Origin of the sequence: Nonomuraea glycinis (assembly GCF_014646515.1) — a bacterium.
Taxonomy (GTDB): Bacteria; Actinomycetota; Actinomycetes; order Streptosporangiales; family Streptosporangiaceae; genus Nonomuraea; species Nonomuraea glycinis.
This window is the reverse complement of record NZ_BMNK01000026.1, coordinates 45,963-67,920: the sequence shown is the minus strand read 5'-3', so window position 1 is coordinate 67,920 and position 21,958 is coordinate 45,963. Positions and strand designations below refer to the sequence as shown.

17 protein-coding genes are annotated in these 21,958 nt (G+C 72.6%); 6 read left to right on the top strand and 11 right to left on the bottom strand.

The features are described from left to right. Window positions 1-42: 42 nt before the first annotated feature. Complete coding sequence (locus IEY87_RS43315) at window positions 43-792, bottom strand: 3-oxoacyl-ACP reductase family protein (RefSeq protein WP_189144724.1); 750 nt, start codon at window positions 790-792, stop codon at window positions 43-45. 141 nt (window positions 793-933) lie between these two features. On the opposite strand from IEY87_RS43315, the gene IEY87_RS43310 reads away from it, so the two are divergent. Continuing rightward, window positions 934-2,580 carry an FAD-dependent oxidoreductase gene (locus tag IEY87_RS43310; protein ID WP_189144723.1) on the top strand — a complete coding sequence of 549 codons (1,647 nt, stop codon included), beginning with the start codon at window positions 934-936 and terminating at the stop codon, window positions 2,578-2,580. Between the two features lie 13 nt (window positions 2,581-2,593). Here the strand turns inward: IEY87_RS43310 and IEY87_RS43305 are convergent, their stop codons facing one another. Next, a complete protein-coding gene (locus IEY87_RS43305) occupies window positions 2,594-4,042 on the bottom strand; it encodes an AfsR/SARP family transcriptional regulator (protein ID WP_189144722.1) in 1,449 nt (482 codons plus the stop codon). After that, complete coding sequence (locus tag IEY87_RS43300; RefSeq protein WP_225278225.1) at window positions 4,042-5,208, bottom strand: macrolide family glycosyltransferase; 1,167 nt, start codon at window positions 5,206-5,208, stop codon at window positions 4,042-4,044. The genes IEY87_RS43305 and IEY87_RS43300 overlap by 1 nt, the downstream gene beginning before the upstream one ends. Window positions 5,209-5,392: 184 nt before the next feature. On the opposite strand from IEY87_RS43300, the gene IEY87_RS43295 reads away from it, so the two are divergent. After that, window positions 5,393-6,538: a DegT/DnrJ/EryC1/StrS family aminotransferase gene (locus IEY87_RS43295; RefSeq protein WP_189144720.1), complete on the top strand. Its 1,146-nt coding sequence runs from the start codon at window positions 5,393-5,395 to the stop codon at window positions 6,536-6,538. A 48-nt stretch (window positions 6,539-6,586) separates the two neighbouring features. Here the strand turns inward: IEY87_RS43295 and IEY87_RS43290 are convergent, their stop codons facing one another. From IEY87_RS43290 to IEY87_RS43280, 3 genes are read right to left on the bottom strand one after another with little or no spacing between them, the layout of a single operon-like run. Then, the gene (locus tag IEY87_RS43290; protein WP_189144719.1) at window positions 6,587-7,159 is read right to left on the bottom strand and encodes a dTDP-4-dehydrorhamnose 3,5-epimerase family protein; all 573 of its coding nucleotides are present in this window, start codon (window positions 7,157-7,159) and stop codon (window positions 6,587-6,589) included. A gap of 22 nt (window positions 7,160-7,181) precedes the next feature. Next, window positions 7,182-8,405, bottom strand: coding sequence for a class I SAM-dependent methyltransferase (locus IEY87_RS43285; protein ID WP_189144718.1), 1,224 nt, complete (start codon window positions 8,403-8,405; stop codon window positions 7,182-7,184). Between the two features lie 29 nt (window positions 8,406-8,434). Next, window positions 8,435-9,025 (bottom strand): DUF1707 SHOCT-like domain-containing protein, encoded by a 591-nt coding sequence (locus IEY87_RS43280; protein WP_189144717.1) that lies wholly within the window; start codon window positions 9,023-9,025, stop codon window positions 8,435-8,437. Window positions 9,026-9,181: 156 nt separating this feature from the next. Here IEY87_RS43280 and IEY87_RS43275 point away from each other — a divergent pair, with 156 nt between their 5' ends. After that, window positions 9,182-10,534, top strand: a complete 1,353-nt coding sequence (locus IEY87_RS43275; RefSeq protein WP_225278224.1) for an NDP-hexose 2,3-dehydratase family protein — start codon at window positions 9,182-9,184, stop codon at window positions 10,532-10,534. On the opposite strand, the gene IEY87_RS43270 is transcribed toward IEY87_RS43275, so the two are convergent. Then, window positions 10,515-11,300, bottom strand: coding sequence for a TIGR03621 family F420-dependent LLM class oxidoreductase (locus IEY87_RS43270; RefSeq protein WP_229699460.1), 786 nt, complete (start codon window positions 11,298-11,300; stop codon window positions 10,515-10,517). The two genes, IEY87_RS43275 and IEY87_RS43270, sit on opposite strands and share 20 nt — an antisense overlap. Window positions 11,301-11,690: 390 nt before the next feature. Between IEY87_RS43270 and IEY87_RS43265 the strand changes: the two genes are divergently transcribed. Beyond that, a complete protein-coding gene (locus tag IEY87_RS43265) occupies window positions 11,691-12,662 on the top strand; it encodes an aldo/keto reductase (RefSeq protein WP_308113019.1) in 972 nt (323 codons plus the stop codon). Window positions 12,663-12,670: 8 nt separating this feature from the next. On the opposite strand, the gene IEY87_RS43260 is transcribed toward IEY87_RS43265, so the two are convergent. The 3 genes from IEY87_RS43260 to IEY87_RS43250 all read right to left on the bottom strand — a co-directional run bounded on the left by IEY87_RS43260 (window position 12,671) and on the right by IEY87_RS43250 (window position 15,440). After that, a complete protein-coding gene (locus IEY87_RS43260) occupies window positions 12,671-13,339 on the bottom strand; it encodes a response regulator transcription factor (RefSeq protein WP_189144714.1) in 669 nt (222 codons plus the stop codon). Next, window positions 13,320-14,084 carry a sensor histidine kinase gene (locus IEY87_RS43255; protein WP_189144713.1) on the bottom strand — a complete coding sequence of 255 codons (765 nt, stop codon included), beginning with the start codon at window positions 14,082-14,084 and terminating at the stop codon, window positions 13,320-13,322. Before IEY87_RS43255 ends, IEY87_RS43260 begins: the two co-directional genes overlap by 20 nt. 417 nt (window positions 14,085-14,501) lie before the next feature. After that, entirely contained in the window at window positions 14,502-15,440 is a 939-nt protein-coding gene (locus tag IEY87_RS43250; RefSeq protein WP_189144712.1) for a UbiA family prenyltransferase, read from the bottom strand. Between the two features lie 345 nt (window positions 15,441-15,785). Between IEY87_RS43250 and IEY87_RS43245 the strand changes: the two genes are divergently transcribed. Next, the gene (locus IEY87_RS43245; RefSeq protein WP_189144711.1) at window positions 15,786-17,555 is read left to right on the top strand and encodes a 2-isopropylmalate synthase; all 1,770 of its coding nucleotides are present in this window, start codon (window positions 15,786-15,788) and stop codon (window positions 17,553-17,555) included. Between the two features lie 63 nt (window positions 17,556-17,618). Beyond that, window positions 17,619-20,354 carry a helix-turn-helix transcriptional regulator gene (locus IEY87_RS43240; RefSeq protein WP_225278223.1) on the top strand — a complete coding sequence of 912 codons (2,736 nt, stop codon included), beginning with the start codon at window positions 17,619-17,621 and terminating at the stop codon, window positions 20,352-20,354. 105 nt (window positions 20,355-20,459) lie between these two features. Here the strand turns inward: IEY87_RS43240 and IEY87_RS43235 are convergent, their stop codons facing one another. Then, window positions 20,460-21,905, bottom strand: coding sequence for an acyl-CoA carboxylase subunit beta (locus IEY87_RS43235; RefSeq protein WP_263653321.1), 1,446 nt, complete (start codon window positions 21,903-21,905; stop codon window positions 20,460-20,462). Window positions 21,906-21,958: the final 53 nt, after the last annotated feature.

Genomic DNA, 21,958 nt, shown 5'->3' with positions numbered 1-21,958 from the left:
CTCCTGGTGCCTCGGGGCTTGCGTGAGGGAGAGGTGGGTGGTTCACCCGAGGCCGCCGCCGTGGGCGACCACCACCGAGCCGGACATGTACGACGCCTTGTCGGAGGCCAGGAAGGTGACGATCGAGGCGATCTCCTCGGGGCGTCCCATCCGGCCGAGGCGGATGCGCGACTCGTACTGCTTCCTGATGTCGGCGGGGACCCGGCGGGTCATGTCGGTGGCGACGAACCCGGGCGCGACCACGTTGGCCCGCACCCCGTGCGGGGCCGCCTCGTTGGACAGCGCGTGCGTGAAGGCGATGATCGCGCCCTTGGACGCCACGTAGTTGGTCTGGCCGGGGAAGCCGCCGTCCAGTCCGCTGGAGGAGGACAGGGTCACGATGGAACCGCTGCGCTGGTGCTGCATCAGCTTCAGCGCCTCCCGGCAGGCGAGGAAGGTGCCGACCAGGTTGGTGTCCACCGGGGCGCGGAACTGCTCCAGGCTCATGGCGATGAGATAGCGGTCCTGGGTGATGCCGGCGCTGGTCACCAGCACGTCGAGGTGGCCATGCTCGGCCCGGATGTCGCGGAACACGCGGCGTACGGACTCCTCGTCGGTGACGTCCGCCCGCACGCTCGACGCGCTGCCGCCCTCCTCCTCGATCCGGGCGACGACCTCCTTGGCGTCCTGCTCCGATCTGGCGTAGTTGACGATGACGTGGGCGCCCTCCCTGGCCAGGTCGAGTGCGACGGCCCGGCCGATCCCGCGCGACCCGCCGGTGACCAGGGCCACGGAGCCTTGGGTGAACAGCATCAGCGTCTCCAGGAATTCGGCAAGCGCAGAATGACTTATCTGGATCTTCCCTAGATAAGTTACTAAGTGGGGATATCACGCCTGTATCATGCGGATATCCTCGTATTGACTGAGGTAATCGGCATATTCGATGCTGACGCCATGGATCAGCATGAGGTGGACGTATTGGTGGTCGGGGGCGGGCCCGTCGGACTGTCCACCGCCGTCGAACTCTCCCGCCACGGAATATCCACCCTGCTGGTCGAAAAGCATGCGGGTACGGCGATTTTCCCCAAGGCCCGGCTCATCACCACCCGGACCATGGAGATTTTCCGGTCCTGGGGAATTCAGGACGAGGTGGAGAGCGCCGGAATGCCGCGCGAGGAGTTCCTGGCGGTGGGCGTCGGGAGCTGCCTGACGGCGGACGACTTCGTCCGGTCGGCGGCGGCGCTGCAGCGCGACGCCCCGCACAGCCCCACCTACACCTTCCTCTGCTCGCAGGACCTGCTGGAGGTCATCCTGCGCCGGCGCGCCGAGAAGGGACCGGCGGCGGACGTCCGGTTCGGGACCGCCATGACCTCCATGCGCGAGGTCGCGGGCGGGGTCGAGGCCGTGGTGTCCGCCGGGGGCCGGGAGACTTTGGTCCGTTGCCGCTATCTGGTGGCCGCCGACGGCAGCCGCAGCGGCGTGCGCGACCGGCTCGGCATCAAGGCCGAAGGGCCGCCGGTGCTCGGCCACATGATCAGCATCATGTTCGAGGCCGACCTGGGTTTCCTGCCGCCCGAGCGGCGGGCCGCGCTGTCCTTCCTGCGCGATCCGCCGTGCGCGGTGGAAGCGGTCGATCACGGGCGCCGGTGGATGGTGCAGACCGGGTACGAGCCCGAGGAGGGCGGCAGTCCCGCCGACTTCACCGAGGAGGTGTGTCTGGCCGCCGTGCGCGCCGCCGTCGGGGTGCCGGACCTGCCGGTCGAGATCCTCGGCGTGCTGCCCTGGCTGCAGCAGGCCAAGGTCGCCGACGGCTTCCAGTCCGGCCGGGTCTTCCTGGCCGGGGACGCCGCGCACGTGGCCACCCCGCAGGGCGGTTTCGGCATGAACTGTGGCATTCAGGACGCCCACAACCTCGCCTGGAAGCTGGCCGCCGTCCTGCGCGGCGCGGCCGGGCCGGCGCTGCTGGACACCTACACCGCCGAGCGCCGGCCGATCGCCGCCAGGACCGTGGACGAGAGCCTGACCAACGCGCTGATCACCTTCCAGATGATGGAGGGGCGGCTGTCCATGCGCGAGGCCGTCGACCAGCAGGCGGGCCGGCGCAGCTGCGAAGGGCTGGTGCTCGGCTTCGGGTACGACTCCGCCGCGGTGATCCCGGACGGCACCCAGGCCCCCGCCCCCGGCGACCCGTACCGCGTCTACGTCCCGTCCGCCCGCCCCGGCCACCGCGCCCCGCACGTGTGGCTGACGGGCCCGGACGGCCCCGTGTCCACCCTGGACCTGCTCGGCCCCTGCTTCACCCTGCTGACCGCGAACCCCTCCTGGTCAAGCGCCGCCCATGCCACGACTCGCCGTACCGGCTGCGCCCTGACACCGATCGAGATCCTCCCCGACGGCGGCGCGCCCGCCGCCACGAGCCGGGTCACGGAGTATGGCGGCCCGTACGCCTCCGCGACCTGGGCCACGGAGTACGGCGCCGGCGCGGCGGGCGCGGTCCTGGTGCGCCCGGACGGCCACGTCGCCTGGCGGACGGCGACCGCCTCCGACGACCCCGAGCACACCCTCACCACGGCCCTGACCACCATCCTCGCCAAGCCCTGACCCACCAGGGAGGTCAGGCGTGGGCGACGCGGGAGCGTAGGCGGGCGGCGCCGAGTCGGAGGGAGAGCGGGTTGCCGCAGGAGGTCGCCACGAGGTCGGTCACCGCCTGCGGCCCGAGGGCGGTACCGGCCGCGCCCACGAGCATGTCGGCCAGCTCGCGTGCCGCGTCCTCCTCCAGCGGCGCGAGGAACACCCGGTGCGCACCCTGCCTGGCGACCAGCTCGTCCAGAGGCGCGGCGGTGGTCACCACGACCCGGCAGGCCGCCCCGCCCGGCAGCAGGGACGCCACCTCGTCACCGGCGTTGTCCAGCACCACGAGCAGTTTGCGGCGGGCGGTCCTGCTGCGGTACAGAGCCAGCTTCTCGGCATGGTCGGCGGGGATGTCCTGCTCGCCGAGCGCCCGCAGAAAGCGGTCCAGTACGACGTGCGGCTCGATGCCGTCCAGGTCGGCGAAGAGCTGGCCGTCGGGGAACCAGTCGATCCGGGCGTGCGCCCACCGCAGCGCCAGCGTGGTCTTACCGACGCCCGGCGCGCCGCTGAGCACCATGGTGGCGGGCATCGCGGGCTCCGGATCGGGGCGCAGCGCGGCGTCGAGCCCGGCCAGTTCCGCCGCGCGGCCCACGAAGGGCAGGACCTGCGGCGGCAGCTGGCACGGCACGACCGGGGCGGGCGGCGCGGGCGCGGGCACAGGCGCGCGCATCAGCACGGACTCGTCGCGCAGGATCTGCTCGTGCAGCCGGCGCAGCGCGGGTCCGGGCTCCAGGCCGATCTGCTCCAGCAGGAAGCGCCGCGTCTCCTGGTAGGTGCGCAGCGCCTCGGCCCGCCGGCCCGCACGGTACTGCGCCAGCATGAGCTGGGCGCGCACCCGCTCACGGAACGGCGACTCGGCGACCAGCGCCAGCAACTCGGGGATCACCTGGTGGTGCCTGCCCAGCCCGATCTCCAGCTCCAGGCAGGTCTCCAGCGCCTCCAGCCGGCATTCGGCCATCCGCGCCACGTCGTACCGCAGGCCCCTGAGGTCCTCGAACGGGGTGCCGCGCCACAGCGCGAGCGCCTCCCGCAGCAGCGCGACGGCCCCTTCCTGGTCGCGGGCGGCCTGCTCGCGCGCCTGCGTCACCATGGCGGTGAACCTGAGCCAGTCGATGCCGTCGGCGGGCACGCGCAGCAGGTAGCCGGGGCTGGAGGTCTCGATCACGCCCGCGCCGAGCCTGCGGCGCAGCCGTGACACGCAGATGGCGATCTGCCGCCAGGCGCTGCTCGGGGCCGAGCCGGCCCACACCGCCTCGACGAGCCGCTCCACGCTCATCACCCGGTTGGCGTTCAGCAGCAGGCAGGCCAGGATGGCCAGCTCCCTGTTGGCGCTCATCGGCAGCTCGACGCCGTCCTTGAGCACTTTGAGCGGCCCCAGCACGTGGAACTCGAAGGCGGGTCCCGGCGCCTGCCCGATCATCGGCGCGCCCATCAGACCGCCCGTGCCAGGTGGCGTTCGAGCTCGTCGGCGGCTCGCGGGGTGCCGCCGGCGGCCCGGATGTCGCCGCGCATCGCCTCGGCGTTGCGCTTCACCCGAGGGTCGGCGGCCACCGCCAGGACCGCGTCGACCAGGCGCTCCGGGGTCAGCTCGGCCGGCTCGACGACCTGGCCCAGGCCCAGCTCGGCGACCCGGCGGGCGGGCGGCCGGTCGATGGCCGTGGCGGGCACCACGACCATGGGGCAGCCCCAGTACAGGGTCTCCATGGCGGTGCCCATGCCCCCGTGGGTGACCGCCACCGAGGCGTGCGCCAGCACCGCCAGGTGCGACACCCACCGGTGGACCTCGATCGTCGGCGGCAGCGGGCCGAGCTCGGCCGGGTCCATGCCGTCGCCCAGGGTGACCACGCCGTGCCAGGGCAGCTCCGCGAAGGCGCGCACGCAGGTGCGCACCAGGTCGGGCCGCCCGCTGGCCACGGTGCCGAAGGACAGCAGCGCGACCGGCAGCCCGTCGCCCGGCGGCTCCCATCCCGACAGGAACGCACGCTCGCCCAGGCACGGGCCGACGAACGCGAAGCGCTCGTCGAAGGTCTCGCCGGCGAACTGGAACGAGCGCGGCAGGTTGACCAGGTTGGCGTCCTGGACCTCCCACCACAGCTCGGCCGGATCGGCCCGCACCCCGTGCGCGAGAGCCAGCTCGCGGGTCCTGGCGAGCATCCCGTCCACCCATCCGGGCAGCTCGCGCACCGCCTCCTGCCCGCCGTAGATGGCGGAAAGGTACGAGAAATGCTCGTTGGAGGCGAACACCGGGATGAGCTGCGTGGCCGGCAGCCCCCACTTCCTGGCCAGGATGCGCCCGGCGTGCAGGATCGAGATGTCGTAGACGATCAGGTCGGGCCGGTCGCGCAGCCCGTCGGCCGCCCGCAGCATCGCCGCGCTCTCGTCCAGGAACAGGGAGAGCAGCCCCAGCGGGTCGTCCTCCAGCTTGCGCAAATCCACGGACCGGTAGGCCGAGTCATAGGCGAGCACGGTCGCGCCCGCCCCTTCGGCATGCCGCGCCATCGCGGGCGCGGTGAGATAAGTGACCCGATTTCCCCGGCGAACCAATTCCGCGACCACGGCGAGATGCGGAATGACATGGCCGTGATCGGGCTGACACATAAAAAGATAGTGTCGCTTCATGTGAGATCTTTCGCTGGATCCACGTATAGATAGCCATCTCAAGCTATTAACGGCGGCCGCAATACAGCACCCCTAATCTCCCCCTGATGCCGGGCCCGTTCTAGGGGTTCCGCGCGCCGACCGGCCATGCCTACCCTGACGGCACATCATGAGGAGGACGACGATGCCCACGCGGGTCTGGGACTATCTGCCGGAATACGAATCCGAGCGCCAGGACATCCTCGACGCGGTCGAGACGGTGTTCCGTTCCGGGCAGCTCGTCCTGGGCGCGAGCGTGCGCTCCTTCGAGGCGGAGTTCGCCGCCTACCACGGGGTGCGGCACTGCGCGGGCGTGGACAACGGCACCAACGCCATCAAGCTGGCCCTGCAGGCGCTCGGCGTCGGCAAGGGCGACGAGGTCGTCACCGTCTCCAACACCGCCGCGCCCACCGTGGTGGCCATCGACGCCGTGGGGGCCACGCCGGTCTTCACCGATGTGGACCCGCGCACGTACCTGATGGACGTGACCCAGGTGGAGGCCGCCATCACGCCGCGGACCCGGTGCCTGCTGCCCGTCCACCTGTACGGCCAGTGCGTGGACATGGCTCCGCTGGAGCGGCTGGCGGCCCGGCACGACCTGGTGATCCTGGAGGACTGCGCGCAGGCGCACGGCGCCCGCCACCATGGCCGGCGGGCCGGGTCGATGGGGCACGCGGCGGCGTTCTCGTTCTATCCGACCAAGGTGCTCGGCGCGTACGGCGATGGCGGCGCGACGATCACCTCCGACGACGAGGTGGATCGCGCGCTGCGGCGGCTGCGCTACTACGGCATGGAGCAGACCTACTACGTCGTGGAGACGCCCGGCCACAACGCCCGGCTGGACGAGGTGCAGGCGGAGATCCTGCGCCGCAAGCTGACCCGGCTCGACGACTACGTCGCGGGGCGGCGGGCGGTGGCGGCCCGCTACGCCGACGGCCTGGCCGGCACCGGCCTGGTGCTGCCCGAGACCGCCGCGGGCAACGAGCACGCCTATTACCTGTACGTGGTCCGCCACCCGCGGCGCGACGAGATCATCGAGGCGCTGCGCGGGCACGACATCCACCTCAACATCAGCTATCCGTGGCCGGTGCACACCATGTCGGGCTTCGCGCACCTGGACTACGCGCCGGGCCGCCTGCCGGTCACCGAGGCGCTGGCCGGGGAGATCTTCTCCCTGCCGATGTACCCGTCGCTGCCGCTCGGCGTCCAGGAGAAGGTCATCGCCGCCCTCCACGCCGTCTGTGACACGACCGGCCGCGACGCGACCCGCCGTGACGGGACCAGCCGCTGAGTGGCCGGCCGTATCGCTTACCCGCCGTGACGGGACCGGCGGTTCGGCTCAGCGGATGTATTCGGGCAGGAGGCCGCACGCGGCGGCCTCGCCCAGCGTGCGCGCGGTCCGGTCGCGCTCCGACAGGATCGGCGGCGGCCCGTCGGGCAACCGCACCCCGATCTCCTCGTCGAACACCGACAGCGTCAGCTCGTTCTCGGCCCGGTACTCCGCCGACAGCAGGTAACACACCACGCTGTCGTCCTCGAGCGCGACGAAGGCGTGGCCGACCCCCGGCGGGAAGTAGACGGCCCGGCCGGTGTCGGCGGCCAGCTCCACCGCGTCCCAGCGGGCGAACGTCGGCGACCCCACCCGCAGGTCCACCACCAGGTCCAGCACCCGCCCGCCCGCGCAGTGGACGTACTTCGCGGTGCCGGGCGGCGTGAGCGTGTAGTGGATGCCGCGCACCACGCCGCGCCGGGAGACGTTCCGGCTGACCTGCGCGACGGGGAACAGCGGCCGCCCGACCGCCGCCACGAACGCCTTCTGCTGGTACGGCGAGGCGAAGGTGCCGCGCTCGTCGCCGAAGACGTCCGGTTCGAAGGCGTACGCGCCGGCCACGGCCAGCTCGCGGTGCCTCACGGCCGCGCCCCGCCGAGACCGGTCATGAGGCGCCCACGGTGTGCACCGTGGGGACGTACAGGATCCACCGGCCACCCGCCTCGCGGAACGCCGTCTCCTTGGCCATGATCTCCTCGGCGTGGTTCCAGGCGAGCAGCAGCGCGTAGTCGGGATAGGGGTCGGCGAACGCCTCGGGCCCGCGGACCGGCAGGTGCGAGCCGGGCGTGAGCCTGCCCTGCTTGGCGGGGGTCGTGTCGCAGACGAAGGAGACCAGGTCCGGCCCGATGCCGCAGTAGTTCAGCACGGTGGCGCTCTTGGCGGTGGCCCCGTAGCCGTACACCCGGGCACCCTGCTCGCGCAGCCGCCGCAGCAGCGCCACGAGGTCGTCGCGGTTGGCGGCGACCCGCGCCGCGAAGGCGCGCAGCGTCGCCGGCTCGGTCAGCCGCGCGGCCCGCTCGGCCGCCAGCAGGCCGGCCACGGTTGAGCTCGGCGTGCGCGCGCCGCGCCTGGCCAGCGTGTAGCGGACCTCGCCGCCGTGCACCGGCAGCCGCTCCACGTCCACCAGCTCGAACCCGTGACGATCGGCCATGGCGCGGACGGAGGTGGCGCAGAAGAAGTAGAAGTGCTCGTCGTAGATCTGGTCGAAGGAGGCCCGCGCCACGATGTCGCCGAGGTAGGGGTCCTCGAAGACGAACACGCCCCCGGGACTCAGCAGCGCGTCCACCCCGCTCAGGATGGAGTCCATGTAGGGGATGTGGCACAGCGTGTTGGCCGCGTAGACGACGTCGGCGGGGCCGTCGGCGGCGCGGATCTCGGCGGCGACGCCGGCCTCGAAGAAGTCCTTGCGCACCCGTACGCCCCGGGCCGCCGCCACGTCGGCCACGCCGCCGGAGGGCTCGACGCCGAGGTGCCGGACGCCCTCGTCGGCGATGGTCGCGAGCATGGTGCCGTCGTTGCAGCCCAGCTCGACCACGAACGGGTCCGGACCGGTCAGCTCGGTGGCGAGCAGCCGCTTGGCCAGCGCGTCGAAGTGCGCGCGCATCACCGCCGACCCCGAGGAGAGGTACGGGTAGTCGTCGTGGAACATCCGCTCCCGGTCCACCTCGTGCAGGAGCTGCGCCATCGAGCAGTCCTCGCAGACCCCCACGGCCAGGTGGAAGAAGAACTCCGATGCCGTGCCGCCGGGGGTGACGAAGGCGTCGGAGACGGGTTGCCGCCCGAAGTCGGCGAACTGGTGCAGCCTTCCGGAGCAGATCCGGCACTCCATGCGATCCTCCTTGAGCGTGCGGGCCCGCGTCAGGGGTGGCGGTACCTCACCCATACGTCGCCGGTCTTCACGAATCCGGTGAGCCGGATGACCACGCCGTCGTGGGCCAGCGCCGCGGGCGGGCGGTTGAAGACGGCGCCCATCCAGCGCCGCACGACCTCGTCGTCGCGGACGATCCAGCCGGGCGGGACGATGAGGATGACGTCACCGAACCAGGAGGTGATCCCCAGGTCGATCACGACCTCCTGATGCGGGCAGTCCGCCCGGGTGAAGTCGATCTTCACCGTGCCGAACCGGCCCGCCTTGGCGCTGAGGTACGGCGGCACCGTCCAGCGCCCGTCCTGCACGACCTTGCCGCTGCGGGTGTGCAGCTCCAGCGCGCCGGTGGCGCTGGGGACGGCCATGGCGGCCGTGGGGACGGCCGGGGCCACGGCCCTCGTCTGCCACAGGTCCGCGACCAGCACGTCCAGCTGCCCTCGGGTCCGGGCGGTGAAGGTGCGGTCGACCCGCTCGTTGAACTCGTCGAGGGTGATCCGCCCGTCGCTGACCGCGACACGGAGCATCTCGGCCACCCTCTCGCGGTCCTGGTCACTTGCTCGCATGTCCGGCTGCTCGGTCATGGCGTCCACCCTAGAAGCCTATGAAGGGTCGTACCGGCGCAGAACCCCTATTCCATCGGGCTCGCAGGACAGGGGACGGGTGCGGGCGGGCAGGGGTTGAGCGGGGTGGCGGCCGCGTGGCAGGTTCGGCCATGACGGACCCGCGAGCGCTGAGGAGTGGCCATCATCGACGTGCGCGACTGGCTGGAGGAGGTCGCCGGCCACACCTTCATGGAGGTGACGCGGGTGCCTCTGGAGGAGTTGGCCGGATGGCGTGCCGACCCGGTGACGGGCGACCTCCGGCACCGCAGCGGGCGCTTCTTCACCGTCGAGGGCCTGGACGTCCGGCATCCGGCGGGGCCGGTGACCGCCTGGACGCAGCCCATCATCAACCAGCCCGAGGCGGGCATCCTCGGCATCCTGCTCAAGCGGGTGGACGGCGTGCCGTACCTGCTGATGCAGGCCAAGAACGAGCCGGGCAATCCCGACGGGCCGCAGCTCTCGCCCACCGTGCAGGCCACCAGGAGCAACTACACGCGGGTGCACGAGGGGCGGCCGGTGCCGTACCTGGACTTCTTCCGGGAGGCGCGCGGCCGGGTGCTCGCCGACGTGCGCCAGTCCGAGCAGGGCGCGTGGTTCTACCGCAAGCGCAACCGCAACATGGTGGTGGAGGTCGCCGCGCACGTCGAGGCGGCCGAGGGGTTCCGCTGGCTGCCGCTGCACCGGGTGCACGCGCTGCTGTCCGTGCCGGAGCTGGTGAACATGGACGCCCGTACGGTGCTGGCCTGCCTGCCGCCCCAGCCCGGCCCGGCGGCCGAGGGCTTCGGCGCGCTCGTGGCCTGCTCCCGCCTGCCGGGCCGCCCCGCCGTGCACACCACGGGCGAGATCTTGAGCTGGCTGAGCGGCCTGCGCTCCACGGCCGACATCCAGGCCCGGCCGCTCGCGCTCGGGCGGCTGCGCGCGTGGCGGCGGGCCGAGGGCCGCATCACGCACGACACCGGCAGGTTCTTCGAGGTCATCGGGGTACGGGTGCGCGCGTGCGGACGCGAGGTCGGCGGGTGGGACCAGCCGATGATCGCGCCCGTGGGCACCGGCGTCGCCGCGTTCCTGGTCAGGCGGATCGGCGGCGTGCTGCACGCCCTGGCGCACGCGCGGGTCGATCCCGGCTACACCGACGTGGTGGAGCTGGCCCCCACCGTGCAGTGCACTCCCGGCAACTACGACCACCTGCCGTCCCGGGCCCGGCCGCCGCTGCTGGCGGAGGTGCTCGCCGCCGAGCCCGGCAGCGTGCGCTTCGACACGGTGCTGGCGGAGGAGGGCGGGCGCTTCTACCACGCGCGCAATCGCTACCTCGTGGTGGAGACCGCCGAGGACCCGCTGCCCGGCCACCCGGACTTCCGCTGGGTGGCCCTGCACCAGCTCGACGAGCTGCTGCGGCACAGCTACTACCTGAACGTCGAGGCCCGCACCCTAGTCAGCTGCCTGCACGGCCTGGCGCACGCCGACCGGCTCACCGCAGCAGCTCGATGACCTTGCCGAAGTCCGCCATGGCCGGCTCCATCACGGTGAAGTAGGACAGGCCGAACCGCTCCCGGTGCCCGCGCACCTGCTCCGCGATCTGCGCCGGCGTCCCCACGAACAGCGTCGGCAGCTCCAGCAGCCGCTCCGGCGGCAGATCCGGGGCGTACCGGCGGACGGTCTCGGCGCCGGCCCGCCGGTCACCGGTCAGCACCGTGGCCTTGGACAGCACGTTCAGCTCGATCCGCGCGGCGCGCGGCCCGGCCACGGCCCGGACGAACTCCACCCGCCGCAGCAGCTCCGCCGCGTCGACCAGGGCGGTCCTGCCGTACTCCGCCCGGTAGGGGGCGCCGGTGAAGCTGACGATCTCGGCCCGCCGCGCGGCCAGCCGGAGCACGCGGTCGCCGTGGCCGCCGATCATGAGCGGTGGCCCCTTGCCCGCCAGCAGCGGGTCCAGCGCGCCGACCAGCTCCTCCAGCCGGCGCGTACGCGAGGCCGGGTCGTCGGGCAGGCCCAGGGCGGCGAACTCGGACCTGACGTAGCCCGTGCCGAGTCCCAGCTCCAGCCGCCCGCCGATGAGCCGGTCGGTGGTGGTGACGTCCCTGGCCAGCAGGACGGGGTGGTGGAACGCGGCGTTGAGCACGTACGTGCCGATGGCCGCGCGCTCGGTGGCCTCGGCGGCCAGCATCGCCGACGGGAAGGGCGAGAGCAGGTTCAGGTGGTCGGGCACGGCGATCACGTCGTAACCCAGCGCCTCCGCCCGGCGGCATTTGGTCATCCACTCGGCTCGGGAACAGTCCTCTGTGATGAGAACCACACCGAACCTGAGGGGGCCGGTCACACGTACCTCCACAGGGGCCTGTAACAGCAGGGATTCCCCCGAACAGTAACTAATTTCCACAATTCCCTGTAGCCCTGAAAGAATTCCCGCTCCCACTCGTACGGGAAATAAGGGCGAGTAGGGGTCTGGATCCACGACAATCTGCACAGACACCTGGCACCCCTACGACAACGTAGGGGGAAAAATCGTGCTTTAGCACATCACGGCCGTACCATGGTCTCGGGTTCCTCGGCAAGGCACCCGTGGAAATAGTCCCATTTGACTTAGCGGCTCAACACACTTTGACTAGAGCTGTCAACGAGTCGGGGGGCACGTGAAGGGAATTCGGTGCGCTACACGAGGCTAGGCCGAACGGGACCGGTGATTTCCGCGATCGGACTCGGCTCAATGGCCCTGAGCGGTGCCTACGGCCCCGTCGAGGCCACGGAGGCGGACCGGCTGGTCCGCCGGGCGCTCGACGCCGGTGTGACCTTCCTCGACACGGCCGACTTCTACGCGGCCGGCGAGGTGGAGCGGATGGTCGGCCGGGCCGTCGCCGGGCGGTCCGGCGAGGTCGTGGTGGCCACCCGCGGCGGCATGCGCGTGCGCGGCCCCCAGGAGACGGTGGAGGTCGACGAGCGCCCCGGCGACCTGGAGCGCGCCTGCGAGTCGTCGCTCCGCCGCCTCGGCATCGACCGCATCGGCCTCTACTACCTGCAGTGCCGTGGCTCCCGGGCGCCGATCGAGGACGGCGTGGCCCGGCTGGCCGAGCTGGTGCGGGCCGGCAAGATCGGCTACATCGGGCTGTCCAACGCCACCACCGAGCAGCTCCGGCGGGCCCACGCCGTGCACCCGATCGCCGCGCTCGCCATCGAATACTCCCTCTGGGGGACCTGCGTCGACGCCACGCTGCTCACCACCGCGCGTGAGCTGGGCGTCGCCATCGTGGCGGTCCGCCCGCTCGGCCGCGGCTTCCTGACCGGCCGGATCAGGACCGACCGGCTCACCCCGGGCGACTGGCGGCGCTCCGACCCCCGGTTCAGGCCCGAGCGGCTGCGGCTGCACGCCGGGCCGCTGCAGCGGCTGGAGACCGTGGCCGCCCGGCTCGACCTGGGCACGGGCCGGCTCGCGCTGGCCTGGTTGCTGGCGCGCGAGGAGCACATCGTGCCGGTGCCCAGCACCCGTGACCAGGTGCACCTGGAGATGAACCTCGCCGCCTCGGCGGTCGAGCTGCCACCGGAGGTCCGCGAGCGGCTGACCGGGCTGTTCCCCGGGAGCTTCCCCGCCGAATTGGCGCACTCGCCGGTCCCGCTGATCTGAGGCGCGGGTCAGTCCGGGTCGGTCCTGCCCTGCGGCATGATCAGGGAGGCGGCCAGCGCCTTGTTCACCGCGTCGATCCGCGAGACCGCGTTGAGCTTGACGAAGATGTTGCGCATGTGGCGCTTCACCGTCGCCTCGGCCAGGCCGAGCTTGCGGGCGATCTGGCTGTTGCTCAGCGCCTGCGCCGCGAGCTGGAGCACTTCCAACTCCTTGTCCGACAGCGTCGGCGCGGCCGCCGCCTCCACCTGGGCGACGCTGTTGCGCGAGACGGCGAGCACCACCCTGGAGGGGTCCTCGCGCACGCTGCGCACCGCCGCGATCAGCTCGTGCCGGTGCACGCTCTTGAGCAGATAGCCGCGGATCCCCGCGCCCAGCAGCCTGCTGAGCAGCTGCGGACCGTCGTACATGCTCAGGATGATGATCCTGGTGTCCGGCGACAGGGTGCGGATCCGGGAGACGGTCTCGGTGACCTCGTCGCCGGGGATCTCCACGTCCAGCAGCACGACGTCGGGGCGGGTGCCGGCGACCAGGGTGACGGCGGCCGTCGAGTCGCCGGCCTCGCCGACGATCCTCATGTCGCCCACGGACTCGAGAATCTCGCGCAGCCCCTCCCGGAACAGCGCATGGTCGTCCACCAGAGCGATGGAGATGGTCGTGTCAGCCGCCGTCCGGTCCACCGTTTTGCCTCTTGAGTGGGATGAACACTTCGACCAGGCAGCCGCCGCGCGGCGTGCTGGAGATCACGACCCGGCCGCCGAGCAGCGCGGCCCGCTCACGCATCGAGGCCAGGCCCACGCCGCCCTGCTCGCGGGCGGTCGCCGGGTCGAAGCCCCGGCCGTCGTCCTGCACCGACGCGATCAGCGCGTGCGGGGCGATGTCCACCCGGATGAACACCGACGCGGCGCCGGCGTGGGTGAGCGCGTTGCGCGCCGCCTCGCGGACGATGAGGAACGCCTCGCCGATGCTCGCCGGATCCGCCCAGGACTCGTCGCCGTTGACGTCGAGGCCGACGCACACGTCGTCGTCCTCGACCGTCTCCAGGAAGCTCAGCAGGGACTTCTCCAGGTCACCCGCCGGGGTGGCCGGGTGCAGCTCGGAGGTGATCTGCCGCAGATTCTCCATGATCTCCTGTACGGCCTGCTGCACGACCGCGATCTTGGCCAGGGCGCGCGCCGGGTCGGTGGCGTGGTAGACCTCCGACAGGGCCAGTTGCTGGTGGGCGACGCTGATGCCGTGCCCTATCCGGTCGTGCAGTTCCCGCGCGATGCGCCGGCGCTCGTCCTCCTGGGCCTGGTGCACCTGGTTGAGCAGGAAGCCGTTGTAGCTCTCCGACGCGTCACGGACCCGCCGCGACAGGCTCTCCTCCATGCCGGTGACGGCCAGCGCCAGCACCTCGGCGGGCTCGTCGAATTCGACGGCCATGCGCCGGGCGAGATGATTGACGGCAGTGCGGAAGAAAAGTGAGCCCGCCTCAAGAGAAGCGGCAGGGTGAACTCCTTCCGCGGCTCTGGCGTTTCCCACTTCACGCGCATGAAGTTTGTGCCGGTTACTGACCTGGACCTTTCCGGCGCGTAGCGTAGCGGCCACGTCCTCCAGAACGTACTGCGCGGTCAATAGGGCCTGACGCCTGGCCTGGGAAGCCGCGAAAACGGCGTTTCCGGTGGTCAGCAGGGCCGACTCGAATTCCGCGAGGATTTCGTCGCGACACGAATCGACGCATCTCGCCGGATCATCCGTTGCTTTGTGAGCCCCCTCCACTGACGTCCCCTCCGGCCGTGGGCCGAGTACAAGCACGCCTCCCACTATCGATCATCGGGGAGATCACCGCAACATATAGCGTCATATGTTCGACAAGACAGCCGTAATGTGAACAAGGTGTTGCGTGGCCATAAAGGTCTTGTATGGCCGCCGTCGCGCTCCGCGCTCCTGCTCAGCCGCCCGGACCCGGACGCGCGTCCCCGCCGCGACCACCGCCGTGACCCCGGCCGCCATCGCCGCCAGCACACCGGCCAGCCGCGCCTCCCAGATCACCACGGCCACGCAGAAGGCGGCCAGCAGCGTCAGCGCGGCCACCATCATCAGCCGGCTCGACACCCGCTCGCCGAGCAGCACGCCGACCGTGCGCCGGCCGGCCGCCGCGTCCCCCGGGATGTCGGACAGGTCCTTCGCCGGCACGCCGACCATGACCATCCAGCAGGTCGCGGTGGCGGCGAACACGATCAGCCCGGTCGGCGCGACCCCGCCGGTGTCGGCCGTCGCGACGGTGAACCCGGCGAGGTAGGACAGCAGCCCGGACAGCACGAGGACCGCCACCGTGCCACCGGAGCTGCCCTTCAGGGCGGCGGGCGGCCCCGAGTAGAGGTAGCCGAGCCCGAGGTTGACGGCGATGATCCAGCTCATCGGCCCGGGCAGGCCCACCGTGGCGACGAGCGCGAGGACGGCCGCCCCGGCGGCCACGGCCGTGGCCGTGCCGGGAGACAGGCCCCCCCTGGCGATCGGCCGGCCGGAGCCGTTGATGCGATCCTCGGTGATGTCGGTGACGCCGTTGAAGAGGTAGATCGCGAAGATCGAAAGCACCCAGGCGAGTCCCCCTTGCAGGACCCTGGCGGGCTCGGCGAGCGAGGTGATCGGCAGCGCCAGGGCGACCCCGGTCAGATAGCGGAGCGACGAGACGGCCAGCACGGACGGACGGGCTTCGGCGAGGCACAGGGCGACGACCCGCGCACCGGCGAGGACATCAGCGGGGAACGGGGCCGAGGGAGTCCATTTACCTGGCATAGCCGGATTGTCATCAGCGCCACGCCCGCTGATAAGGGGGCCACCTCGGAAGTTGTAGTGGGACTACGCCTTTCGATACCCCGGCCTGCCCCCTTGGATTTCAGCCACGAACTCATGGTGCACCGCCTTGTCCCGCTATGGCGACCCCTATAGTTTCGGCCTCGCCACGAGATAATCACCGGCGTCCCGGACCCGCCCCCTGACATGGACGCAGGGGAGGCTTTTCCCGTTGAAACCCGCGCAGTGCTGATATCGGAAATTCACCCGACACGGAACCACCGCCACGCGGCGGCCACCTCCTCCGGTGCGAACAGAACAGGACACCATCAGGAAGGACATCCGACCATGCAGGGCGCCGAACGCTACACCGGATTCACCCCGCTCGACCTGACCGACCGCACCTGGCCCAGCAGGCGCCTCCGCTCGGCCCCCCGCTGGCTCTCCACCGACCTGCGGGACGGCAACCAGTCCCTGGCCCGCCCGATGAGCCCGGACCGCAAGCTCATGATGTTCGACCTCCTGGTCTCCATGGGCTACACGGAGATCGAGGTCGGCTTCCCCGCCGCCAGCCGCGACGACCGCGACTTCGTACGGCTGCTCATCGAGCGCGACCTGATCCCCGACGACGTGCGGATCACCGTGCTGACCCAGGCCCGCGAGGAGCTGATCCGCGAGACCGTCGACTGCCTCAAGGGCGCGCCCCGGGCGATGATGCACATCTACAACGCCACCTCCCCGCTGTTCCGGCGGCTGGTCTTCGACCTCGACCGGGCCGGCTGCCGCGAGCTCGCGGTGCGCGGCACCCAGGTGATGATGGCGCACGCCGAACGCGTGCTGGGCGGCACCGACCTGGGATACCAGTACTCCCCCGAGCTGTTCAACGAGACCGAGCCGGACTTCTCCCTAGAGGTGTGCGCGGCCGTCATGGACGTCTGGCAGCCCGAGGCGGGCCGGGGCATCATCCTGAACTTCCCGACCACCGTCGAGCGCTCGCTGCCCAACGTCTTCGCCGACCAGATCGAGTGGCTGGACCGCAACCTGCCGCACCGCGAGCACGTGTGCCTGTCGGTGCACCCGCACAACGACCGGGGCACCGGCGTGGCATCGGCGGAGCTGGCCCTGCTGGCCGGCGCCGAGCGGGTCGAAGGCTGCCTGTTCGGCAACGGCGAGCGCGCGGGCAACGTCTGCCTGGTCACCCTGGGCATGAACCTGTTCTCCCACGGCGTCGACCCCGGCATCAACTTCTCCGACATCAACGCCGTGCGCCGCACGGTGGAGCGGTGCAACCAGCTCCCGGTGCACCCCCGGCACCCCTACGGCGGCGACCTGGTCTACACCGCCTTCTCCGGCTCGCACCAGGACGCCATCAAGAAGGGCTTCGACGATCGGGAGCGGCAGGCCGCCGCCACCGGGGTGGCGCCGGCCGAGCTGCCGTGGCGCATGCCGTACCTGCCGGTGGATCCCAAGGACGTGGGACGCACCTACGAGGCGGTGGTGCGGGTCAACAGCCAGTCGGGCAAGGGCGGCGTGGCCTACGTGATGAGCGCCTGGCACGGCCTCAACCTGCCGCGCGGGTTGCAGGCGGACCTGGCCGCCCGGGTGCAGGCACAGGCCGAGACGCTGGGCGGCGAGCTGTCCCCCGGCCGGATCGGGGCCCTGTTCCACGAGGTGTACCTCTACCAGGGCGACCCGTCCGCGCCGCTGCCGATCGGCAGGACGCCCCTGCCGGCCACCTTGTACGTCGACGGCGGCGTACGGATGAGCGAGATGAGCGGCCCCCGCGCCGACGCCGTGCGCACGATCGGCTCGGTGCTCGCGCCGTGGGGCGTCCAGGTGCGCGCGGTGCACCGCACCGCGCCGCCGCTGGACGAAGAGCTGACGCCGGAGCGGCCCGTGCTCGCCGGGCGCGCACCGGGCGATGTCGTCGTGTACGCCGAATGCGGCCTGGACACGGGTACGGCCTGGGGCGCCGGCATCGGCGCGGACGTGGCGGAGGCCGCGCTCTCGGCGGTGCGCGCGGCGAACCGCAGGCCGGCCGGTCGGCCCAGCCGTCCGGCGCCGGCCCGGCCCGGCCTGCCCGCCGAGCGCCCCCGCCTGGTGGCAGCCGGAGAGTGACCGCGCCTGGTGGCAGCCGGAGAGTGACCGAAGTCCCTCGGACGCACAAGGAGGACCCTGACTGTGGACGACCAACGGCAGGGCATGGCCCATCTCCGCAAGCTGCTGGAGGAATCGGTCGGCGGCCGGGGCCGGATCGCGATGGTGACGGGCGCCGTCGCCACCGGCAAGAGCGAGCTGCTGCACGGCTTCGCCGACCAGGCGCTGGAGCAGGGCGCGCTCCCACTGTCCGCGACGGGCTCGCGGGCGGAGCGCGACCTGCCGCTCGGCGTGCTCTCCCAGCTGGTGCGGAACACCCCGACCGACGAGCACCGTACGGCCACGCTGGATCTGTTGCGCGAGGGCTCCCACGCGCGGATGTCGCGGGATCCGGGGGCCGAGTCCTTCGAGCACGTGGACGTGCAGATCGTGGACGCGCTCTGCACGGTGCTGCTGAAGCAGTCGGAGCGCCGCCCGCTGGTCATCGTCGTGGACGACGTGCACCATGCCGACCGCGCCTCGCAGCTGTGCCTGTCCTACCTCGCCCGGCGGGTGACGTACGCCCGGATCATGCTCGTCTTCAGCGTCCCCGACCACCACGCGCACCTGCGGACGCTGTTGCACACCGAGATGGCGCGCCAGCCGCACTGTCACGCGGTGCGGCTGGCACACCTGTCGGCCGAGGGCGTGGCCGCACGGGTACGGCGGCGGGCGGGGGCGCAGGCGGCCGACCTCTTCGCCGCCCGGTGCCACGAGCTGAGCGGCGGCAACCGGCTGCTGGTGGACGCGCTGCTGGAGGACCTGCAGGCCACCGGCGAGCCCGGGGAGAGGTACGCCGACGCGGTGCTCGCCTGCCTGCACCGCGCCGACCCGGGCCTGCTGCCCGTCGCCCGCGCGCTGGCCGTGCTCGGCGAGCCCGGCACCGCCGGGCGGCTGCTCGGCCAGGGTGAGGCGACCACGGCCCGGGCCGCCCAGGCGCTGACCGGGGCCGGCCTGCTCGCCGGGGGCCGCTTCCGGCACGAGGCCGCCGCGTCCGCCGTGCTGGCCGGGCTGGACGGCGCGGAGCTGGTCGACCTGCACCGCCGGGCCGCCGAGCTGACCTATCAGGAGGGCGCGCCCGCCCCCGTGGTGGCCACCCATCTCCTCACCGCGAGCCACGCGGGCGACCCGTGGGCGCTGTCGGTGCTGGAGGAGGCCGCCAGGCAGGCGCTGCGCGACGACGGGGTCGAGTCGGCGATCGAGTATCTCAAGCTGGCCCTGCGGGCGTGCGACGACGGGCGGCGCCGGGCGCGGATCGCCACCACCCTGGTCCGGGCCACCTGGCGGATCGACCCCGGCACGCCGACCGGACACCTGGCCGAGCTGACCGAGGCGCTGCACAAGGGCGACCTGGGCGGCGCCGACGCCATCGTGCTGGCCAGGGCGCTGCTGTGGCACGGCCACGTCGCCGACGCCAAGGACGTGCTGAGCCGTCTGGGCGAGCTGGACCGCGAGGCTCTGGCGGAGCTCGCCGCGACGCGCGCCTGGTGCCGGGGCAGCTGGCCCGCCTTCCTGCCGCACCTGCCGGAGCCGCCCGCCGAGCAGGCGAGCGCCACGGCCCGTTCCCTGGGCGCCGACCGCCGGCTGGAGTCGGCCGACGCGCTGGCCTCGGCGCTGCGCGAGGGCCCGAGCGCCGAGCTCGCGCAGACCGCCGAGCGCGTCCTGCGCGGCTCCCGCCTGGACGAGATGTCCATGGACGCGGTGGAGTGCGCGCTGCTGACCCTGACCTTCACCGATCGGGCCGATCGGGCCGCGCCCTGGTGCGACGCCTTCGTCACGGAGGCCGCCGGCCGGCACGCGCCGAGCCGCCAGGCCAGGCTCTCGGCGATCCGGGCGGAGATCGCGCTGCGCCGGGGCGACCTGGCGGCGGCGGCGCGCGACGCCCAGCGGGCCCTCGATCTCATCTCGCCGGACAGCTGGGGGGTGGCCGTCGGCGCGCCCTTGGGCGTCCTGCTGATGGCCGGGGCGGCGATGGGCCGCCACCTCGACTATGTGCGGCAGGCGGCCCAGCCGGTGCCGGAGGCGATGCTGGAGACCCGGTTCGGCCCGCAGTACCTCTACGGCAGGGGCCGCTTCGCGCTCGTCTCCGGCCAGCCCCGGCAGGCGCTGCGCGACCTGCGGCTGTGCGGCGAGCTGATGGGCGCGTGGCGGATGGACGTCCCGGAGTTCATCCCGTGGCGGGTGGACGCGGCCGAGGCGCTGGTCCGGCTCGGCGAGGTCGAGGAGGCGCGGGCGCTGATCGACCAGCAGCTCGCCGGCGGCGGCAAGCGGTCCAGGCGGGTGTACGGCATGGCCCTGCGCGTGCTGGCCGCGACGGCCGAGCGCCGGCACCGCGCCGTACTGCTGCGCCGCGCCGCCGACCTGCTGCAGATCGGCGGCGACAGGTACGAGCACGCCAGGGCGCTGTTCGACCTCATCGACGCCTACCACGCGATCGGCGAGCACCGCAGGGCCGGGATGCTGGCCGGCCGGGCCCGCGCGCTGGCCACGGAGTGCCACGCGGGCGCCCTGGCCGACACCGCGCCGCGCGGCCAGCGCAACGGCGGCGCCGGCGGGCAGGCCGCCGGGCCCGTCATCAAGGCCGTGGCGTCCCCTGTCCTCAGCGACGCCGAGCAGCGGGTGGCGGCACTGGCGGCGGACGGATACTCCAACCGGGAGATCTCCGGCAAGCTCTTCATCACCGTCAGCACCGTGGAGCAGCACCTGACGCGGATCTACCGCAAACTCAACGTCTCCCGCCGCGACGACCTACCCCCCAGCCTGGCCGACCGAGCGGTGTAAAGCACCTCCACATCCCCGCCGCCCGACCTGCCCGCCCGAGCGACTGCCCAGCCCGACCTGCCCGCCCGAGCGGGTGCCCTGCCCAGCCTCCCGGACCGCGCGTCTTCACAACGGGATGTTGGAGTGGCGGCCGCGGGCGCGCGGTGCCCGGTCCAGCGCCTGGGCCAGCCTGAGCCGCGTGGTCTCCGGCGCGATCACCTCGTCGACCACGCCCAGGGCCATCGCCCGCGCCACCCCGCCGGCGGTCCGCCGCTGCTCCTCGGCCAGCCGGGCGCGCAACTCCTCGCGCTCCTCGTCGGAGGCCGCGGCCAGGGCCTTGCGGTGCAGGACGCCGACCGCGCTCTCCGCGCCCATGACGGCCACCTCCGCGTCCGGCCAGGCGAAGATCGCGGTGGCGCCGAGCGAGCGGGAGTTCATCGCGATGTACGCCCCGCCGTACGCCTTACGCGTGATCAGGGTGACGCGCGGCACCACGGACTCGGCGAAGGCGTGCAGCAGCTTGGCCCCCCGCCGTACGACCCCGCCCCACTCCTGGCCCACCCCGGGCAGGTAGCCGGGGACGTCGACCAGGACCACCAGCGGAACCCCCAGCGAGTCACACATCCGGACGAACCGCGAGGCCTTCTCCGCCGACAGCGAGTCCAGGCAACCGCCCTTGCGGATGGGGTTGTTGGCCAGCATCCCGACCGGACGGCCGCCGAGCCGGCCCAGCCCGATCAGGACGTTGGCCGCCCAGCGAGGTTGCAGCTCCTCGAAGACCGGCCCGCGGGCGTCGCCGTCCAGGATGGCGTGCACGAGCGGACGCACGTCGTACGCGCGCCGCGGCGAGTCGGGCAGCAGCGCGCGCAGGTCTCTCGGCTCGCGCAGCGCGGCCAGCTCGAACCGGCCCGGCGCGTCGCGCAGCAGCCCGGCCAGGCGGCGAGCCCGGAAACAGGCGTCGTCCTCGTCGGCGGCCGGCACGTGCACGACCCCGGATCTCGGGCCGTGCGCGTCGGGACCGCCGAGCGCGGCCATGTCGATCTGCTCGCCGGTGACGCTGCGGACGATGTCGGGGCCGGTCACGAAGACGCGCCCGGAGCCGGTCATGACGACGACGTCGGTCAGGGCCGGCCCGTAGGCGGCGGCCCCGGCGGCCGGCCCGAGGACGACCGAGATCTGCGGCACCACGCCCGAGGCCCTGGTCATGGCGGCGAACATGCGCCCCACGCCGTCCATCGACTCGACGCCGTCGGCGAGCCGGGCGCCGCCGGAGTGCCACAGGCCGATCACCGGGCAGCCCTCGGCCACGGCGAGGTCGGTGGCGACCACGACGTGCAGCGCTCCGGCCGCGCCGAGCGCGCCGCCCATCCGCCTGGCGTCGGTGCAGAAGGCGATGACGGGCCGGCCGTCCACCCGCCCCCGCACGGCCGTCACGCCGCTGTCGTCCTCGGCGTGCAGGGCGGCGGGCGTCCCGGGGTCGAGCAGCCGGGCCAGCCTGGTCATGGGGGCACGCGGGTCGCCGGCGGGCCTCTCGTCCGCCGGCCGGTCCGCCATCACGGGTAAGACGGTCATCTCTGATCCCCTGCGCTCGGTGGTCTCCCAGGGCACCTGCCGAATCGGTGGTC

Coding starts and splice junctions, on each gene's coding strand:
- IEY87_RS43315 (WP_189144724.1), bottom strand. CDS start 792: ATGCTGTTCACCCAAGGCTCCGTGGCCCTGGTCACCGGCGGGTCGCGC.
- IEY87_RS43310 (WP_189144723.1), top strand. CDS start 934: ATGGATCAGCATGAGGTGGACGTATTGGTGGTCGGGGGCGGGCCCGTC.
- IEY87_RS43305 (WP_189144722.1), bottom strand. CDS start 4,042: ATGGGCGCGCCGATGATCGGGCAGGCGCCGGGACCCGCCTTCGAGTTC.
- IEY87_RS43300 (WP_225278225.1), bottom strand. CDS start 5,208: ATGTGTCAGCCCGATCACGGCCATGTCATTCCGCATCTCGCCGTGGTC.
- IEY87_RS43295 (WP_189144720.1), top strand. CDS start 5,393: ATGCCCACGCGGGTCTGGGACTATCTGCCGGAATACGAATCCGAGCGC.
- IEY87_RS43285 (WP_189144718.1), bottom strand. CDS start 8,405: ATGGAGTGCCGGATCTGCTCCGGAAGGCTGCACCAGTTCGCCGACTTC.
- IEY87_RS43280 (WP_189144717.1), bottom strand. CDS start 9,025: ATGACCGAGCAGCCGGACATGCGAGCAAGTGACCAGGACCGCGAGAGG.
- IEY87_RS43270 (WP_229699460.1), bottom strand. CDS start 11,300: ATGACCAAATGCCGCCGGGCGGAGGCGCTGGGTTACGACGTGATCGCC.
- IEY87_RS43255 (WP_189144713.1), bottom strand. CDS start 14,084: ATGGCCGTCGAATTCGACGAGCCCGCCGAGGTGCTGGCGCTGGCCGTC.
- IEY87_RS43250 (WP_189144712.1), bottom strand. CDS start 15,440: ATGCCAGGTAAATGGACTCCCTCGGCCCCGTTCCCCGCTGATGTCCTC.
- IEY87_RS43245 (WP_189144711.1), top strand. CDS start 15,786: ATGCAGGGCGCCGAACGCTACACCGGATTCACCCCGCTCGACCTGACC.
- IEY87_RS43235 (WP_263653321.1), bottom strand. CDS start 21,905: ATGACCGTCTTACCCGTGATGGCGGACCGGCCGGCGGACGAGAGGCCC.